The sequence below is a fragment of the Nocardioides sp. T5 genome (assembly GCF_048161455.1).
In the GTDB taxonomy this organism is placed as follows: domain Bacteria; phylum Actinomycetota; class Actinomycetes; order Propionibacteriales; family Nocardioidaceae; genus Nocardioides.
This window is the reverse complement of the sequence record NZ_CP182415.1, coordinates 3711260-3727184: the sequence shown is the minus strand read 5'-3', so window position 1 is coordinate 3727184 and position 15925 is coordinate 3711260. Positions and strand designations below refer to the sequence as shown.

Genomic DNA, 15925 nt, shown 5'->3' with positions numbered 1-15925 from the left:
CGACGTGAGCCTCGTGCGGATCAGCGGCAGGGGAGCGAGCCGAGGCGGGCGAGGCCCTCGCGGTCGCCCGGCCCGAGCTCGACCTGTCCGGTGTTGTCGGCGTACATCAGCTCCATCGGCTCGCTGACGTGCCCGAGCCCGACGACGTGTGCGACCTCGTGCAGCACGATCGCCTCCATCACGCGCGGCTGCTGCGCGACCGTGGTGGCGGTGAAGGCCTCGACGTCGAGCACGACGCCCCCGCTGACGAACCGGAGCCGTCCGGCGGTGTCGCGCTCTGCCACGGCGCCGCCCACGCCGGCGACCTGCCCGGCGAGGTCGGCGTACTCCCCGGCGTCCGCCCAGCCGATCACGACCGGGTCCGGGCGGCCGAAGAGCTTGACGCCGCCCGGGAACGGTCGGTCGTCGGTCTCGCCCTCGTCGACGAACGCCAGCCCCGTCGCCGCGCTGGCCCGGTCGATCGCGCGCCGGATCAGCTCACCTCCGCCGGGCGGCCCGCCGGCCGGGTTGACCCGGTAGCGGATCTCCCGGCACGGGTCCCAGCCGACCGGGTCGTCGCCCCCTGGCTGGGTCATCGCCCAGGTGAACGTCCCTCCCCGCTGTACGACGCTGGGCGCCGGCAGTGGCCGCTCGGGTCCCAGCCCGACCGCGCGCCGCACCGGGTCGAGCTGCTCGGCCGGGTGCCACACCACGATCGCAGCCAGCGCTCCGGCGGTCGCCGCGAGCGTCACGGTCGTCCTGGAGCGGGGCACGGGATGAGTGTGCGGCAGCGACCTCGGGTGTGAGGCGGAATTGCGGGCAGAAGGGTCAACCGCTCGGATCAGGGGCAGGGCGACAACATTCTGACTTGAGGTCAATCAAGTTCGGGGTTGAGCTCCTCGGCGTCGCCGCGAAGGGCGCGGCGTGCCCGGGGGCTCGCTTGCAATCGGTCGAGGAGCTGGATCAGCCATGTCCGGTCACCGTCCTCAGAGACGAACGTGCACCCCCGCGTGCGAAGTCGGGCGTCCAGCTGCTTGTCTGTGAGCGGTTCGTCGAGTAACGCACGCAGGGCAGCCATGACTCCAGCGACGCGTTCGGGTGAGCGTCGCGCGAAGTCGTCGACAGCGTCCTGCCACGAGCCGTATTCGTACTCGTCCCATGCTTCGTAGAAGTAGGCGCTGAAGAGGTACGTGAGGTCGTCCACGCTCATCTGCCCCTGACCGCCTGCCTTCCGGGGCTGTCGTCGGGGTCGACGCGGATGCGGTCCACGAGGTGGTGACTCACGTGGGCGACCCGTCTGCCTCGTCCACTAGAAGTCCCGCAACCTCGGCGCGTGCCCTTAGAGCGGGACCGAGCATGTCCAGTATCGGCGCACCATCCGGCATGGTCGGAAGCATCTCGACGATCCCGACATCGATGAGGTTGCGGACGTCGAAGTTGCCGTCGATGTATTCGGTCTCGAGCCACGACAGGATCTCCTGCACTCGCCGAGGCGATGACGAGCACTGTGCGGTCAGCCATCGGGCGACGTCCGACATCAGTACGTAAGCGAGCAATTCACCCGCTTGGTCTGAGAGGTGCTCGTCCAGCAACGAGCCCAGCTCGGGAGCAGCCGTGACGAGTCGATTCGTGAAGTCGGCCTCTTCATTCATGGCTGCAACAGCTCCTTCAGCTCATCGGCGAGCGCTTGTGCCGTCTCCCGGTCTTGGGGACTCGCATCGTCTCGAGTGCGGAGCCAGCGCTCCAACCCTCTCAGGATGTCCTGTCCCTTACGCACGTGATCCTTGCCGTGCACTAGGTCGCCCGAGGCCAGCTCATGACGGATCGCATCCATGGTGGTGCCGTCGCCAGACCTGTTGGGCTGTCTCACGCCCTTGAACAGCTGGTCCACGTAGTTCGACAGCTTCGGGTCGTCGACCTCCGGCTTCGGTCGACCCGGGCGCCGCGGCACCCACCCACCCGGGTGCTTGATCGTCCCGGCCTCGTCGCGGGCCTGGACCCGGACGAACTTCTCGAGCTTGGTCCGGACGTCCGAGAGGTCGTCGCGGGCCCGCTCGAGCCGTGTCGCAGAGGTGGCGACGACGGAGTGCAAGGACACGAGCAGCGCGTAGAAGCGTGGCGCGGCGGACCGCACCCGCGCCGCGGCCGCGACCGCGGCTGCGCCGCCGCCGAGCCCGCCGGTGAGGCCGGTGATGATCACCGAGATGGCGGCTCCCTCGACGATCATCTGCGCGACCTCGGTCAGCAGGGCGCGGGTGCGCTCGCGGGCGGCCTCCACCGCAGCGGCGTACTCCTCGCACGCCGTGGCGAGGTGGGAGAGCTGCCAGGCGGTGTCGCCGATCAGGGTGGTGAGCTCGGTCAGGGCGTCGACGGCGAGCGGGACCTCGGGCGAACGTTGGGCCTCGAGCAGGCTGATGGCGACGTCGACGTGGTCCGCGAGCCGGGACGTCGTGGAAGCGGCGTGCCGCCACGTCGACGCCGCCGCGGCCAGTGCGTCGACATCGGCCCCCGGCCAGACGAAGCCCTCGACGTGGTCGAGGATCCACCGGTCGATGGCGCCCAACGACGGCTCCTGTGCGCCCAGGCTCGACGGCGGGGAGGGTGGCTCGACGACCGCGAAGGCGCCCTCGTCGAGGGCGGAGCTCCCGTCGTAGGGAACCTGCGCCGCCGCGCTCTCCGCCCGCTCGTGGTTGTCGCCCGTCGCGGCCAGCAGCCGGCCGGCTCCGGTGAACGCGTGGGTGAGGTCGGCGAGGGCGGCCAGCGCCTCGGTGGCCCCGGCGTCGTACGCCGTCGCGAAGTCGGTGCTCGTCGCGTCGTTGCCCGCCATCCCCGCCGTGGCGGCCAGCCGCGAGCCGAGCGACCGGGTCAGCAGGGCGGCGACGTGGTTGGCCGTGAGGCAGGCGTCAGCAGCCCGGGTGAACCCGCTGCACTCCACGGTGATCCGCATGGCTCGACCCTTGCCGAGGCCGACGTGGCGTCGCCAGACCGGCGCGGCGATCTGTGGACAACGGAGACGCCTGGGCGGTTTCTCCACAGACTCCGGGTCGCGCGTTTCCGGTCGCGGTGGGTGGGCACGGACTCCGAGGACCCCGACCCGACGAGGAGGACGCATGACGCTCGAGTCACGCTTCATCGGCTGCATCCGCATCCAGCCGGCGCTCAACGACGCGGAGTGCGACTTCCTCCTCGACGTCCTCGACTCCGACGGCACACTGCGGGGAACGCCGACCGGTCGGGGCGACCAGGACGTGCCGTTCGCCAGGCTCGCGTGGGAGCCGTGCCCGGAGGGGTGCTGCCTGCAGTGGAACCCCTCCCTCGAGGACCCGAAGTGGATGGTCGAGTCGTTGCGGTTCGTCGTGGACCACCTGCTGCGGCCCGGGGCGAAGGGGGAGGGCCACCCGAGGCTGGCCGGGTTCACCTTCGACCACCGGGCGTCCGGTGTCGTCGTGGGACGCGGGCTCGGCGATCGCACCACGAGGCTGCTCACGGCCGAGGCCAACGAGGTCACCGGCGCGGTGGTGCCGACACCGTGCGAGGAGGTGTCGGCGACCCACCAGCCGGCGCGGTCCCACGGGGGGCGGTTCGACAACGTCATCGAGTTCCGGCCGCGCCGCGCATGACGGGCCGGGCCGCGAGCGCGTGGAACCATGGGCGCATGCCGGACGAGCTCGTCGTACGCCGGGCCGGTCTCGCCCCGGTCAAGGGGATGCGCCACCTCGCGCTCGACGGGGTCGACGTCGATGAGCAGGGCGCGGTCGGCGACCGGACGTACTGCCTGGTCGACGTCGACGCGGCGCGGGTGCTCCGGACCGTGCAGCACCCCGCGTTCATCGGCGTCGTGGCACGAGTCGACGGACACGTCCTCGACCTGACCCTCCCGACCGGGGACGCCACCCGGGCGACGGCCGTGAGGACCGGCCGGACCATCACCTGCGACTACTGGGGTCGCGACGTCGACCTCGACCTCGTCGAAGGCCCGCACGCCGAGCTCGTCTCCGACTGGCTGGGCCGACGCGTGCGGGTGGCCGCGGCGCCGCGCGGTGGCGTGGTGTTCGGCGACCCGCTGACCGTCGTCGGCACGGCGTCGCTGCGCGAGCTCGCCCGTCGTACGGGGCGCGACGAGCTCACCGGCCAGCCCGGCCGCTTCCGCGCGACGCTCGTCGTCGAGACCGACGAGCCCCACGTCGAGGACTCGTGGGCGGGTCGGGAGGTGGTGCTCGGTGACGCCGTGGTGCGGTTCGGGGGCCCGGTCCCGCGGTGCGCCGTGATCGACCACCACCCGGAGACCGGGGTGAAGGACGTGCGGCTGCTGGCGGCGCTGGCGCGCGACCGGCCGACCAACCGGGCCGGCGAGCCGATGTTCGGCGTCTACGCGACGTGCGTGGTGCCCGGGCGGGTCACCGTCAGCCGCTGACCTGCTGCCACAGCGCCACGTTGGTCTCGACGGCCGAGGAGTAGTGCTCGTCGGCCGCGGCGACGATGCCGCGCAGCGCGGCGAGGGCGGTGACCATGTCGGCACACCCGTCGCGCCAGGAGTCGTACGACGACGACTGCGCGTCGCTCGCCCGGCCGAGCCAGTCTGCCTGCAGCCGGTCGTGCGCGTGGTCGATGTCGACCGCGAGGCCGAGGAGGTCGCGCTGGCAGGCCGCGAGCTGGGCCACGGCGAGCCGGACCTCGGCGAGGTCGACGTCGTAGGACCTCACGGCAGACTCCCGCCGAGACGCCCGCGCAGGTGGTCGCTCGCGAGGCCGCGGTGCTCGTCGGCTCCCACGACGTCGGCGGCGGCCGGCAGCGCGTCGACCGCCGCGCCGAGGTCGTCGACGACCCCGGCCGCCGCGCGGCTCCACACGTCCCACTGCTCATGGAAGGCGGAGGCTGCGTCGCCGCGCCAGGTGGCCAGCAGGCCGTCGACCACGGACTCGGCGGCCCGCCGGCGCGCGTCGAGGTCGGACAGCCGGTCGCCGAACGAGGAGGTGGCCGCAGCGTGGGCCGCCGGGTCGAGCTGGAGGGTTCCCGAGATGATCATGCTCCGATGGTGGCCGCCCGCGCCGGCCCGGCGACACCCCTCCGCGCCGATCTGTGGAGAAGTGGTCAGCGGAGAAGCGCCGGCCTCAGTGGTCGACCGCGCCGCCGGTCGACCTGGCGCGGCACCGTCGGCCGCTGCTCGAGGTCGGCCATCTCCCGGCGGGCGAGGTCGAGCGAGCCGAGCAACGCGGCGAGGGAGTCGATGGCGTCGTGCGCGGCGTCGTCCCACTGCTGCCAGCCCGAGCCCTGGTGGAGGGCGGTCCCTCCCTGCCAGGCCACGACGAGGGCGTCGATGCTGGCTGCGGCGGCGCGTCGGCGGGCGTCGACCTCGGCGATGCGAGCCGCTGCGGACGAGGAGACCGCGGCGCGAGCCGGGCGGTCGTGGTGGAGGTGGCCGGAGATGATCATGAACGGCCACTACCCGCGATCCCACCGCCTCTACACGTGCTTGAAGAGATCTGGAGACAATCGAGACTGCGCCTTGGCCCACGGGGAGGCGGCGCAGGCAGCGCGACCGAGGACCTAGGGTGGGGCGACCACTCCCGCCCATCTCGGAGGCTCCCCACGTGGACACCATGACCCCCGTCTACAGCTCGGGAACGCTGCTGCTGATCGCCGCGCTCGCCGTCGCCGCACTCCTCGTCCTCATCATCGTGCTGCGCATGCACGCCTTCGTGGCGCTGGTGCTCGTCAGCTTCCTCACCGCCGTCGCCGCCGGCGTACCCGTCGCCGACGTGCCGGGCGTCGCGATAGCCGCCTTCGGCAGCACGCTCGGCACCGTCGCGCTGCTCGTCGGTCTCGGCGTGATGATCGGGCGCCTTCTGGAGGTGACCGGCGGCGCGCAGGTGCTCGCCGACACCCTCGTCGGCCGCTTCGGCGAGAAGCGGGCACCCCTGGCGCTGGGCGTCGCGGCCCTGCTGTTCGGCCTGCCGATCTTCTTCGACGCCGGCCTCGTGGTCTTCCTGCCGATCATCTTCTCCGTCGCCAAGCGCTTCGGCGGGTCCGTCCTGATGTACGCCCTCCCGGCCGCGGGCGCCTTCGCCGCCATGCACGCGATCGTGCCGCCGCACCCGGGTCCTGTCACGGCGGCCACCGAGATCGGCGCGAGCATCGGCCTGTCCCTGCTCGTCGGTGTCGTGGTGGCGGTCCTCGCGTGGTTCGTCGGCGTGTACGTCGTCACCGTCGGGTGGCTCGGCAAGGTCTACGTCCCGGTCGACGACTCGGTGCTCACCGGTGGCCGCGAGGCCGACACGGAGAACCCGCCGGCCTTCGGGCACGTGCTCGCCATCCTGCTCCTCCCGCTCGTGCTCATCGGCGCCAACACGGTCCTCACGACCCTGCGGGCCAACGGCACGGTCGCCGAGGAGGGCACCTGGGCCGATCTCCTCATCTTCATCGGCCAGACCCCGGTGGCGCTGCTGATCGCGCTGCTCGTGGCGACCTACACCCTGGCCGTCCGCCGCTACTCGCTCGCCGAGACCGAGTCCCTCCTCAACGACTCGCTCGGCCCGATCTGCGCGATCATCCTCATCACCGGTGCCGGCGGCATGTTCGGCGGCGTGCTCCGCTATAGCGGCATCGGCGCCGCGCTGTCGGACTCCCTCGCCGACCTCGGCCTGCCGCTGATCGTGAGTGCCTTCGTCATCGCCACCATCCTGCGCGTCGCGCAGGGCTCCGCCACCGTCGCACTGACCACCACCGCCGGCCTCATCTCGGCCGGCGTCGCCGACGCCGACCCCTCGAGCCTGCAGCTCGTGGCGCTGGTGCTCGCGATCGCGGCGGGTGCGACCGTGCTCTCGCACGTCAACGACTCGGGCTTCTGGCTGGTCGGCCGGTTCTTCGGGATGGACGTCAAGACCACGCTGAAGACCTGGACCGTCATGGAGACCACGCTCGGCGTCAGCATCTTCGTGCTCGCCCTCGGCATCTGGGCGGTCGGATGAACACATCCCACGACATGAGCACTGCCGAGACGACGACGCCCCTCCACCTGGTCTTCATGGGAGTCTCCGGGTCGGGGAAGTCGACCGTGGCGCGCGCGGTGCAGGAGCGGCTGGGCTGGGAGTTCGCCGAGGGCGACGACTTCCACCCGCCGGAGAACGTCCAGAAGATGAGGGAGGGCACCCCGCTGACCGACGCCGACCGATGGGGGTGGCTGGAGTCGCTGACGGAGTGGACGGCCGAGCGTGACGCGCGCGGCGAGCCGACGCTCATCGCGTGCAGCGCCCTGCGCCGGTCCTACCGCGACGTGCTGCGGCGCGGCGGCGAGGGCACGTTCTTCGTGCACTGCACCGGCGACAAGCACATGCTCCTCGACCGGATGAACGCCCGCGACCACTTCATGCCGCCGAGCCTGCTGGAGTCGCAGCTCGACACCCTCGAGCCGCTCCAGCCCGACGAGCTCGGGATGGACGTCGACCCGGCGCTGCCGGTCGACCGGCTCGCCGCGATGGTGCTGGCGCGGCTCGGCCTGCCCTGAGACCGGCGCCTCAGCTGGTCCGCCGTGCGCGGAGCACCGCGTCGGCCACGGCGATCTCCTCGCCGGTCTCCGGGTGCGCCTGCGTGCGCGGGCGCGCCTCGGACACCTCGACCACGAAGTCGGGCGGCAGGGCCGGCACCAGCTCGTCGGAGGTGAACATGAACGAGGTGTGCCCGTGCCGCAGCCCGGTGGTGAGGTCCTCGGGGTGGTGCCCGACCACCAGCAGCGTGCCACCCGGCGCGACCGCGGCGGCGAGTCGTCGTACGACATCGGGCATGCCGCCGTCGGGCAGGTGGAAGAAGTGCGACGTCACGAGGTCCCACGTCTCGCCGGTCGGCTCGAAGGTGCGTACGTCGACCTGGCGGGTGTGCACCCGGTCCTCGACCCCGGCCTCCCGGGCGTGCTCGGTCGTGCGAGCCAGCGCCGCCTCGGCGAAGTCGACGGCCGTCACCTCCCAGCCCTGCGAGGCGAGCCAGATCGCGTCACCGCCCTCACCGCATCCGATGTCGAGGGCGCGGCCGGGTGCCAGTGACGGCGCCTCCGCGGCGAGCTGGACGTTGACCCGGCCGCTCCACACGCGGTCGCCGGAGTAGCGCTCCTCCCACGCGGGCTGTTCGAAGAACCCGTCCCGACGGGCCCGGACGGCGCTGTCGGCGTCGGCGGAGGCGAGCTCGGCGTTGATCCAGGCGCCGACCCGGTTGCCGTGGGCGGCCGAGGCCATCAACGTCATCGAGATGTCGGTCGCGTTGCCCGCGGCGAAGACGCCGGGGACCGAGGTGGCGCCGGTGGGCTCGACCGCGATGACGGACCCGAGCACGGCGCCACCCATCTCGACGGGCTGCGGCTCGATGCCGAGCGGGGCGAGGTACTCGGCGCGTACGTGCGGCTTCGACGCCACGACGATCGCCTGCCGCTCGAGGACCGACCCGTCGGCGAGCCGGAGCCCGATGAGCACGTCGCCGTCGTCCGTGGCGACGACCTCCTGCGGCGTGCCGTGCACGACCCGGACGCCGATCGCCCCCAGCTTCTCGAGCTCCTCGTCGGGCAGCTCGACGCCGTCGTGCACGACCATCACGACGTCGTCGGACAGCTGGCTGAACAGCAGGCCCTGGTGGGCGGCCATCGGCGTGGTCGCGAGGATCGCCAGCGCCTGGTCGCGCACCTCCCAGCCGTGGCAGTAGGGGCAGTGCAGCACGTCGATGCCCCACCGCTCGGCCAGTCCCGGCACGTCGGGCAGCTCGTCGACCACGCCGCCGGTGACCAGCACCCGGCGGGCGCCGTACCTCCGGCCACCCTCGGTCGTGACCAGGAAGCCGTCGACCTCGCCGGACAGCCCGACGACGCGGTCGGTGACGACCTCGACGCCGTACGCCGCCACCTCGGCGCGGCCGTCCGCGAGCAGCTCCAGCGGGGGCACGCCCTCGCGGCCCAGGTAGTTGTGGGCGTGGTCGGCGGGGGCGTTGCGGGGCTCGCCGGCGTCGACCACCAGGACGCTCCGCCTCGACCTGCCCAGCGCCATCGCGCCGCTCAGCCCGGCCACGCCGCCACCGATGACCACCACGTCGTACGTCTCGTTCTCGCTCATGGGACGAGCATGCAGCCGGGGTGCGCGATTGACAAACATTCTTGCTGGAGTGGCAAACTGCGGGTCATGGACGACGAGGGAGTGCTGCGCGCGGTCGGACCCCGACTGCGCCAGCTGAGGCTGGAGCGCGAGGCCACGCTGACCGACCTCGCCGAGGAGACGGGCATCTCGGTGAGCACCCTGTCGCGGCTGGAGTCGGGCCAGCGGAAGCCGACCCTCGAGCTGCTGCTGCCACTCGCGCGCGCCCACCGCGTCGCCCTCGACGAGCTGGTCGACGCCCCCGAGACGGGTGACCCGCGGATCCGCTCCAAGCCCGTCGTGCGGCACGGGCGCACCTTCATCTCCCTGACCCGCCGCCCCGGCGGGCTCCAGTCCTTCAAGATGGTCATGCCGGTCGAGGACGACCCGCTCCCGACGCTGCAGACCCACGAGGGCTACGAGTGGCTCTACGTCCTCAGCGGCCGGGTCCGCCTCGTCCTGGGCACCCGCGACCTGGTCCTCGAGCCCGGCGAGGTCGCCGAGTTCGACACGCGCACGCCGCACTGGATCGGCAATCCCGGGCCGACGCCGGCGGAGGTGCTGGCGATCTTCGGCCCCCAGGGCGAGCGGATGCACGTCCGCTCCTGAGGGTGGCCCGGGCGCTGGCGCGCGGTGGCACGGTGGACCCATGGCGATCCGCACCGGCACGAGCGTGAAGTGGAAGTGGGGCTCCTCGTGGGCCGAGGGCACCGTGAAGGAGGTCCGCCACGACGAGGTCTCCCGCACCACCAAGGGTGAGAAGGTGACCCGCAAGGGCAGCGACGACGACCCGGCGTACGTCATCGAGCAGGAGGACGGCACCACGGTCCTCAAGCTGCAGAGCGAGGTCGAGCGCGCCTGACCCGACCGACCTGACCGACAGTGGAGCCCCCGGGCTCGGGCGGTGTCTTCCAGGCGGTCCAGACCGCGTCGTACGGAGGGCTACGCGCCTCCTGATGCTCTTTACACCGCCTTGACCCGAGTTCTGTGAAAACGCCACGGAATGTCGCCGAACTCCTTAGGTTGAGCCTGCGCCGGTCCCCACCGGTGCGGTCTGACTTCGACGTAGTCGCTCACCAAACGCGAGGCACACATGACTCAGGATGCAGCCCGGGCCCGCAAGGGCACTGGTCTCTCGGTCGCCGGCTGGCCACTGGGCCGGAAGATGGCACTGGCCCTGGCGATCCCGCTGCTGCTCGCGGCCGTCCTCGGTGGACTGCGCGTGGCCGGCGACTACGGCGACTCCCGGCAGGCTGCCCGGAGCGCCCAGCAGGTCACGATCATCCAGCCCGCCGTCGACTACCTGACCGCCTCCGAGGCCGCGATGGTGGCGGCGCAGTCCGACAGTGCCGCCAGCCAGGGCGACCTCATCGACGCCATCAGCGACATCTCCAGCAACGCCGAGACCCTGGTCCAGACGCGCGACACCGCCGAGCTCGACGAGCTGCAGACCGCCCACGTGAACGCGCTGCTCGACCTGAGCCAGGCCATGCGGGGCGACGGCGCCGAGTCGCTCGGTCCGGCCACCTGGATCGCCCTCGTCCGGCAGCTCGAGTCGAGCGTCAGCCAGCTCATCACCAGCGTCAACGCCGCCCAGGAGACCCCCGAGCCGCGCCTCGAGCAGCTCTCGCAGGCGATGAGCGGTCGCCTGTCCCTCGCGCTCCAGCAGGGCCTCGTCGCGACCTCGCTCTCGCAGTCCAGCTCCCAGGAGCTCTTCTCCGAGCTCGGCGTCGAGGCCGCGGCCATCGACCGTCTCGCCGGATCCGTCGACGGCGCGGATGACCAGACCGCGCTCCTGCGCGAGCAGAACACCCGCCACGCCGGGCAGATCCGCGACGACGCCGCCACCGACCTCGACGGACGCGACGCCTACGCGCCGTACGACGAGATCACCGAGACCCTGGTCACCGGTGTCACCGAGACCCTCGACGAGGCGGCCGGCGCCGCCCAGCGCAACGCCCTCGTCGGCGCGGTGCTCACGCTCCTCGCGCTCGCCGCGGCGATCGCTCTCGCCTTCTTCATCGCCCGCAGCCTCCTCGGGCCGATCGGCAAGGTCCGCGACGGCGCCCTCGCCGTCGCCCGGCACCGCCTGCCCGACGCCGTCGCCCGGATCCGGGCCGGCCAGGAGCCGGAGCCGATCAAGACGATCGACGTCCACACCAACGAGGAGATCGGCCAGGTCGCGCGAGCGGTCGACGACCTCCACCGCCAGGCCATCCACCTCGCGTCCGGCGAGGCCCAGCTCCGCCAGACCGTCAACGCGATGTTCGTGACGCTCTCTCGCCGCTCGACCTCGCTGGTCAACCAGCAGCTCGCTCAGATCGAGCGCCTCGAGCACGACGAGGAGGACCCCAAGCGCCTCGAGTCGCTGTTCCGCCTCGACCACCTCGCCTCGCGCATGCGTCGTACGGCCGACTCGCTGCTGATCCTGGCCGATGTGCCGAACCGTGCCGCCGGCCAGTTCAGCCTGACCGTCGGTGAGGCCCTCCAGGCCGCGACGTCCGGTGTGCAGGACTACCAGCGCGTGCAGATCCTCTCCAACCTCAACACCCGTGTCGGTGACGAGGCCGCGCCCGACGTCGTCCACCTGCTCACCGAGCTCGTCGACAACGCGCTCAGCTTCTCGCCGCCCGCCGAGCCGGTGCGCCTGGCCGCCAAGCAGGGCCCCGAGGGCGTGACGATCACGATCACCGACTCGGGCCTGGGCGTGCCGCCGGCCGAGCTCGAGCAGCTCAACGCCGACCTCCAGCACGGCGCCGAGGCCACGCCCGACACCGCCCGGCGCATGGGCCTGTTCGTGGTGTCCCGTCTGGCCGAGCGCCACGACATCGAGGCCCACCTGGCCCGCAACCCGGGTGGCGGCATGACGGCCACCGTGCTGCTCCCGCCGTCCGTGCTGCCCGACGTGACGCAGTCCGGCGCGCCGGCCGCCCCCGCCGCGGCCGTGGCCACGACGTCGAGCGCGTCCGCCGCCGAATCCGCCGAGCTGGTCGGCGCCGGCGCTGGCGCCGCAGCCGAGCCGGTCCTGTCCAAGCGGGAGGCCCGCAACCGAGCCCGCGCCGAGAAGGCCGAGGCCAAGGCCGCCGAGCGCGCCGCCGCCTCCGAGGCGAAGGCACGGGCCAAGGCCGCCAAGGCGGACGCCGAGCTGGAGCCCGTGCCTGCCGCGTCCGGTACGACGGACGCTGCCGCCACGGCCGCGACCCCCGTCGCCCCGGCCGCCGCATCCGCAGCCACCTCCGCCTCGTCGTCGTCATCGTCGTCGTCGTCCGAGCCGACCCCGGACCGTCCGCCGCTCGGCAGCCTCCTGCCGCGCCGCGACCCGGGGGCCAACATGCCCAAGACGGGGGCCGAGGCCTTCCTGCCGCCGGAGACCTCCGGCGCGACCGGTCCGCTGTTCGGCAAGCGTGCCGACACCGCTGCGCCCGCTGCCGACGCCGGTGGCGTCGAGGGCGCCGCGAGCGAGCGTGCCGAGAAGGTCGCTCGCGTGGTCCCGATCACCGCCCTCGCCTCGCGCCAGCGTGCTCAGGCCGAGCAGGAGGCCCGGAGCGCCGAGGTGGCCGAGGAGCCCGTGGCCGAGGAGCGGGCGGAGAAGACCGAGCAGCCGGTCGACCAGCCGGTCGCCGAGCCGGTCGCCGAGGAGGTCGTCGAGCAGCCGACCGAGCAGCCCGTCGACCAGCCCTCCCGGGCGTCCGACCCGCTGTCCGACCCGCTGTCCGACCCGCTGCCTGCCGACGCCTTCGACGAGCCGGCCGCCCCCGAGCAGCCCGAGCCCGCCGCCCAGGTGGAGCCGGAGCCGGTCGCCGAGGTCGAGCCGGTCGCGGAGCCCGAGCCGGCGGCGCGCGTCGACGAGGTCCAGGTCGACGCCGACGACCCGCTGGGTCTCGGTACCCCGGCCCGGCCGGTCAGTCAGCCGGAGCCGGTCAGCGAGGTCGCGGCCGCCCCCGTGACCGAGCCCGCGACCGAGTCCGAGCCCGAGGAGCGCCACGAGCCCGAGCTCGAGCCGGTGCCGTCGTACGACGCCGCCGCGCTGCTCACCGACGGCCACGGCCTCCCCGGCACCAATGGCCACGGCACCAACGGCCACGGCACCAACGGCCACGGCACCAACGGCCACGGGACGAACGGCTCCAACGGGCACGGCTCCAACGGCCACGGGAGCAACGATCACGGGAGCAACGGTCACGGGAGCAACGGCCTGTCCCACGGCGCCGAGCCGGCCCGCGCCGGTGGCGAGTCGCCGATCTTCAAGTCGATGCGCTCGGGGTGGCTCGCAGGCGAGGGCAAGGGCGAGTGGCACGAGACCGAGGTCGACCGCGGCTGGGAGATCGCCGAGCACGTCACCGAGCCTGCTCCGGTCGTCGAGTCCACCCCGGTCGGACTGCCGCGACGTGCCCCCGGCGAGCGCCTCGTCCCCGGTAGCGTGACCCCGCCCACGGCAGCCAAGACGCGCGACCCCGAAGCAATCCGCCGCCGTCTCCAGGCTCACACCGCGGGGGTCTCCCGCGGTCGACGAGCAGCCCAGAGTTCCACCCAGCACACGGAAGCAGGCCCCTCATGATTCACGACACCTCCGCCGCCCCCGTCGCCAGCACGGCCGGCGACGACCGAGACCTCGACTGGGTGATGTCGCGCTTCGTCGACGACGTACCCGACGCGGCGCACGCGATCCTCGTGTCCGCCGACGGTCTCCTCATGGCCTCGAGCACCAGCATCCCGGGCGAGCGCGCCGAGCAGGTCGCGGCCGTCTCCTCCGGTCTGGCCAGCCTCGCGGTCGGCGCCGCCCGCCTCTTCGAGGGCGGCTCGGTGATGCAGACCATCGTCGAGATGGAGATGGGCTTCCTGATGCTCATGAGCGTCGGTGACGGTTCCAACCTCACCGTGCTCACGACCGAGGAGGCCGACATCGGCCAGGTGGGCTACGAGATGGCCCTGCTGGTGGACCGCGTGGGACGTACCGTCGAGGCCCAGGCCCGCGTCGGTACGGGCGGCTGAGCCGGACTCGTGCCGTGACGCCGCCACCCGAGCCGGAGGACGAGGGCTACCGCCCGCGACTGATCCGGTCCTACACCCTGACCGCAGGTCGGACGGCCGCGAAGGTCGAGCTGGCCATGGAGGCCACGCTCCGCCTCCAGGCGGGTGCGGAAGCACCCGTGCTCTCTCCTTCTGCTGCGCAGGTTCTCGAGGTCTGCGACAGGCGTTCCGTGGCCGAGGTGTCGGCCCTCACCAAGATGCCGATCGGCGTGACCCGGGTGCTGCTGGGTGACCTGATCGAGCAGGGCCTGGTCCGCATCCAGGCCACCATCACCGACAGCACGTCGACAGATGAGCGGCTCGAGCTCATCGAAAGGACCCTCCGTGGACTTCGAAACTACTAAGGCACAGCGCGCGGCCGCGTCGACGAAGATCGTCATCGCAGGCGGCTTCGGCGTCGGCAAGTCGACGCTCGTCGGCGCCGTGTCGGAGATCGACCCGTTGCGCACCGAGGCACTCGTCACCAACGAGTCCGAGGGCGTCGACGATCTCGCTGCCGTGCCCAGCAAGGCCACCACGACCGTGGCGATGGACTTCGGCCGCCTGACGCTGGCCGAGGACCTCGTGCTCTACCTCTTCGGCACGCCCGGGCAGCGCCGGTTCTGGTTCATGTGGGACGACCTGTGCCGCGGCGCCATCGGCGCCATCGTGCTGGTCGACGTGGCGCGCCTCGACGAGTCGTTCTCGCCGCTGGACTACTTCGAGTCCAAGGGGATCCCGTTCATCGTCGCCGTCAACGAGTTCGACGGCGTCCCGCGCTACCCCGCCGAGGAGATCGCCGCCGCGCTGGCCCTGCCCGCCGACGTACCGATCATCAGCCTGGACGCCCGCGACCGCGAGCAGGCCAAGGGCGCGCTCGTGAAGATCACCGAATACGCCCTCATGCGACTGCGCGAGTCGCTCACCGTGAATGCGAACTGACGCCATGACCCGCACCGTCCGACGGCTGAGCCCTGCCCGCACCGCGCTCGCCGCCCTGTCCTCCGTGGCCCTGATGGCCACGCTGAGCGCCTGCGGCGGCAGCGCCAGCGCCGACGAGGCCGACGCGCTGAGCGAGGTGTCGCTGGTCTTCAGCGGCGCGCTCACCGTCTGCACCGACATGCCCTACGCGCCGTTCGAGTACGAGGAGGGTGGCAAGCCCACCGGCTTCGACATCGACCTGGTGCGCAAGGTCGCCGACAGCCTGGACGCGGACCTCGACGTGATCGACGTGTCGTTCGACGACATCACGTCGGGCAACTCGCTCAACAACGACGTGTGCGACGTCGCCATCTCCGCGATGACGATCACCGGCGAGCGGGCCCGTGTCCTCGACTTCTCCAGCCCCTACTTCGACGCCAAGCAGGCGCTCATCACGCCGCGCGGCTCCGGCCTCGACCAGCTCCCGGAGCTCGCGGGCAAGCGGGTCGGCGTGCAGAAGGACACCACCGGCGAGACCTACCTGAGCGACTTCGCCCCGGAGTCCACGCAGGTCGTGGCGTACGACGACGCGGCGGGCCTGCAGGCCGCGCTGGCGGCGGGCGAGCTCGACGCGGCGATGCTCGACAACACGGTGTCGGGCCAGTTCGTCTCCGACAACCGCAAGCTCAAGCTGTCGCGGGAGTTCGACACCGGTGAGCAGTACGGCATGGCGGTGAAGAAGGACGGCAACATCCCGCTCCTGCGCTCCATCAACAGCACGCTCGCGGACCTCCGCGAGGACGGCACCTACGACGAGATCTACGCGACCTACTTCGGCTGATCGCCCGACCTCCGCCCGAGCGGTGGTCCACCCACGTTCCGGCGCTCCGGGGTGTGGGTGGGCCACC

At 72.3% G+C, this 15925-nt stretch carries 19 protein-coding genes; 11 read left to right on the top strand and 8 right to left on the bottom strand.

Annotated features, from left to right (window positions below; all coding sequences use genetic code 11):
* Positions 1-20: 20 nt before the first annotated feature.
* The 4 genes from ACNKF0_RS18225 to ACNKF0_RS18210 all read right to left on the bottom strand — a co-directional run bounded on the left by ACNKF0_RS18225 (position 21) and on the right by ACNKF0_RS18210 (position 2926).
* The gene (locus ACNKF0_RS18225; protein WP_416954256.1) at positions 21-752 is read right to left on the bottom strand and encodes a matrixin family metalloprotease; all 732 of its coding nucleotides are present in this window, start codon (positions 750-752) and stop codon (positions 21-23) included.
* Positions 753-853: 101 nt separating this feature from the next.
* Positions 854-1183, bottom strand: coding sequence for a contact-dependent growth inhibition system immunity protein (locus tag ACNKF0_RS18220; protein WP_416954254.1), 330 nt, complete (start codon positions 1181-1183; stop codon positions 854-856).
* A gap of 76 nt (positions 1184-1259) precedes the next feature.
* Positions 1260-1631, bottom strand: a complete 372-nt coding sequence (locus tag ACNKF0_RS18215) for a hypothetical protein (protein WP_416954253.1) — start codon at positions 1629-1631, stop codon at positions 1260-1262.
* Entirely contained in the window at positions 1628-2926 is a 1299-nt protein-coding gene (locus ACNKF0_RS18210) for a hypothetical protein (RefSeq protein ID WP_416954252.1), read from the bottom strand. The genes ACNKF0_RS18215 and ACNKF0_RS18210 overlap by 4 nt, the downstream gene beginning before the upstream one ends.
* A gap of 163 nt (positions 2927-3089) precedes the next feature.
* On the opposite strand from ACNKF0_RS18210, the gene ACNKF0_RS18205 reads away from it, so the two are divergent.
* Entirely contained in the window at positions 3090-3599 is a 510-nt protein-coding gene (locus ACNKF0_RS18205; RefSeq protein WP_416954251.1) for a hypothetical protein, read from the top strand.
* Positions 3600-3634: 35 nt separating this feature from the next.
* A complete protein-coding gene (locus ACNKF0_RS18200) occupies positions 3635-4393 on the top strand; it encodes an MOSC domain-containing protein (RefSeq protein WP_416954250.1) in 759 nt (252 codons plus the stop codon).
* Here ACNKF0_RS18200 and ACNKF0_RS18195 read toward each other — a convergent pair.
* The 3 genes from ACNKF0_RS18195 to ACNKF0_RS18185 all read right to left on the bottom strand — a co-directional run bounded on the left by ACNKF0_RS18195 (position 4383) and on the right by ACNKF0_RS18185 (position 5412).
* Entirely contained in the window at positions 4383-4682 is a 300-nt protein-coding gene (locus ACNKF0_RS18195) for a WXG100 family type VII secretion target (protein ID WP_416954249.1), read from the bottom strand. The two genes, ACNKF0_RS18200 and ACNKF0_RS18195, sit on opposite strands and share 11 nt — an antisense overlap.
* Entirely contained in the window at positions 4679-5005 is a 327-nt protein-coding gene (locus tag ACNKF0_RS18190; RefSeq protein WP_416954248.1) for a WXG100 family type VII secretion target, read from the bottom strand. Before ACNKF0_RS18190 ends, ACNKF0_RS18195 begins: the two co-directional genes overlap by 4 nt.
* Positions 5006-5070: 65 nt before the next feature.
* Positions 5071-5412 (bottom strand): hypothetical protein, encoded by a 342-nt coding sequence (locus tag ACNKF0_RS18185; protein ID WP_416954247.1) that lies wholly within the window; start codon positions 5410-5412, stop codon positions 5071-5073.
* 167 nt (positions 5413-5579) lie between these two features.
* Between ACNKF0_RS18185 and ACNKF0_RS18180 the strand changes: the two genes are divergently transcribed.
* Positions 5580-6947 (top strand): GntP family permease, encoded by a 1368-nt coding sequence (locus ACNKF0_RS18180; protein WP_416958578.1) that lies wholly within the window; start codon positions 5580-5582, stop codon positions 6945-6947.
* 14 nt (positions 6948-6961) lie between these two features.
* Positions 6962-7483 carry a gluconokinase gene (locus ACNKF0_RS18175; RefSeq protein ID WP_416954246.1) on the top strand — a complete coding sequence of 174 codons (522 nt, stop codon included), beginning with the start codon at positions 6962-6964 and terminating at the stop codon, positions 7481-7483.
* A 10-nt stretch (positions 7484-7493) separates the two neighbouring features.
* Here ACNKF0_RS18175 and ACNKF0_RS18170 read toward each other — a convergent pair whose 3' ends face one another.
* Positions 7494-9068 carry a methyltransferase domain-containing protein gene (locus ACNKF0_RS18170; RefSeq protein WP_416954245.1) on the bottom strand — a complete coding sequence of 525 codons (1575 nt, stop codon included), beginning with the start codon at positions 9066-9068 and terminating at the stop codon, positions 7494-7496.
* A gap of 66 nt (positions 9069-9134) precedes the next feature.
* Between ACNKF0_RS18170 and ACNKF0_RS18165 the strand changes: the two genes are divergently transcribed.
* The 7 genes from ACNKF0_RS18165 to ACNKF0_RS18135 all read left to right on the top strand — a co-directional run bounded on the left by ACNKF0_RS18165 (position 9135) and on the right by ACNKF0_RS18135 (position 15858).
* Positions 9135-9695, top strand: a complete 561-nt coding sequence (locus ACNKF0_RS18165; protein ID WP_416954244.1) for a helix-turn-helix domain-containing protein — start codon at positions 9135-9137, stop codon at positions 9693-9695.
* A gap of 40 nt (positions 9696-9735) precedes the next feature.
* Positions 9736-9948, top strand: a complete 213-nt coding sequence (locus ACNKF0_RS18160) for a DUF2945 domain-containing protein (protein WP_416954243.1) — start codon at positions 9736-9738, stop codon at positions 9946-9948.
* A gap of 231 nt (positions 9949-10179) precedes the next feature.
* A complete protein-coding gene (locus ACNKF0_RS18155; protein WP_416954242.1) occupies positions 10180-13644 on the top strand; it encodes an ATP-binding protein in 3465 nt (1154 codons plus the stop codon).
* Positions 13641-14078 carry a roadblock/LC7 domain-containing protein gene (locus tag ACNKF0_RS18150; RefSeq protein ID WP_191193113.1) on the top strand — a complete coding sequence of 146 codons (438 nt, stop codon included), beginning with the start codon at positions 13641-13643 and terminating at the stop codon, positions 14076-14078. The genes ACNKF0_RS18155 and ACNKF0_RS18150 overlap by 4 nt, the downstream gene beginning before the upstream one ends.
* A 14-nt stretch (positions 14079-14092) precedes the next feature.
* Complete coding sequence (locus tag ACNKF0_RS18145; RefSeq protein WP_299925912.1) at positions 14093-14461, top strand: DUF742 domain-containing protein; 369 nt, start codon at positions 14093-14095, stop codon at positions 14459-14461.
* Entirely contained in the window at positions 14442-15038 is a 597-nt protein-coding gene (locus tag ACNKF0_RS18140) for a GTP-binding protein (protein WP_416954241.1), read from the top strand. The genes ACNKF0_RS18145 and ACNKF0_RS18140 overlap by 20 nt, the downstream gene beginning before the upstream one ends.
* A 4-nt stretch (positions 15039-15042) precedes the next feature.
* Entirely contained in the window at positions 15043-15858 is an 816-nt protein-coding gene (locus tag ACNKF0_RS18135) for an ABC transporter substrate-binding protein (protein WP_416954240.1), read from the top strand.
* Positions 15859-15925 lie beyond the last annotated feature (67 nt).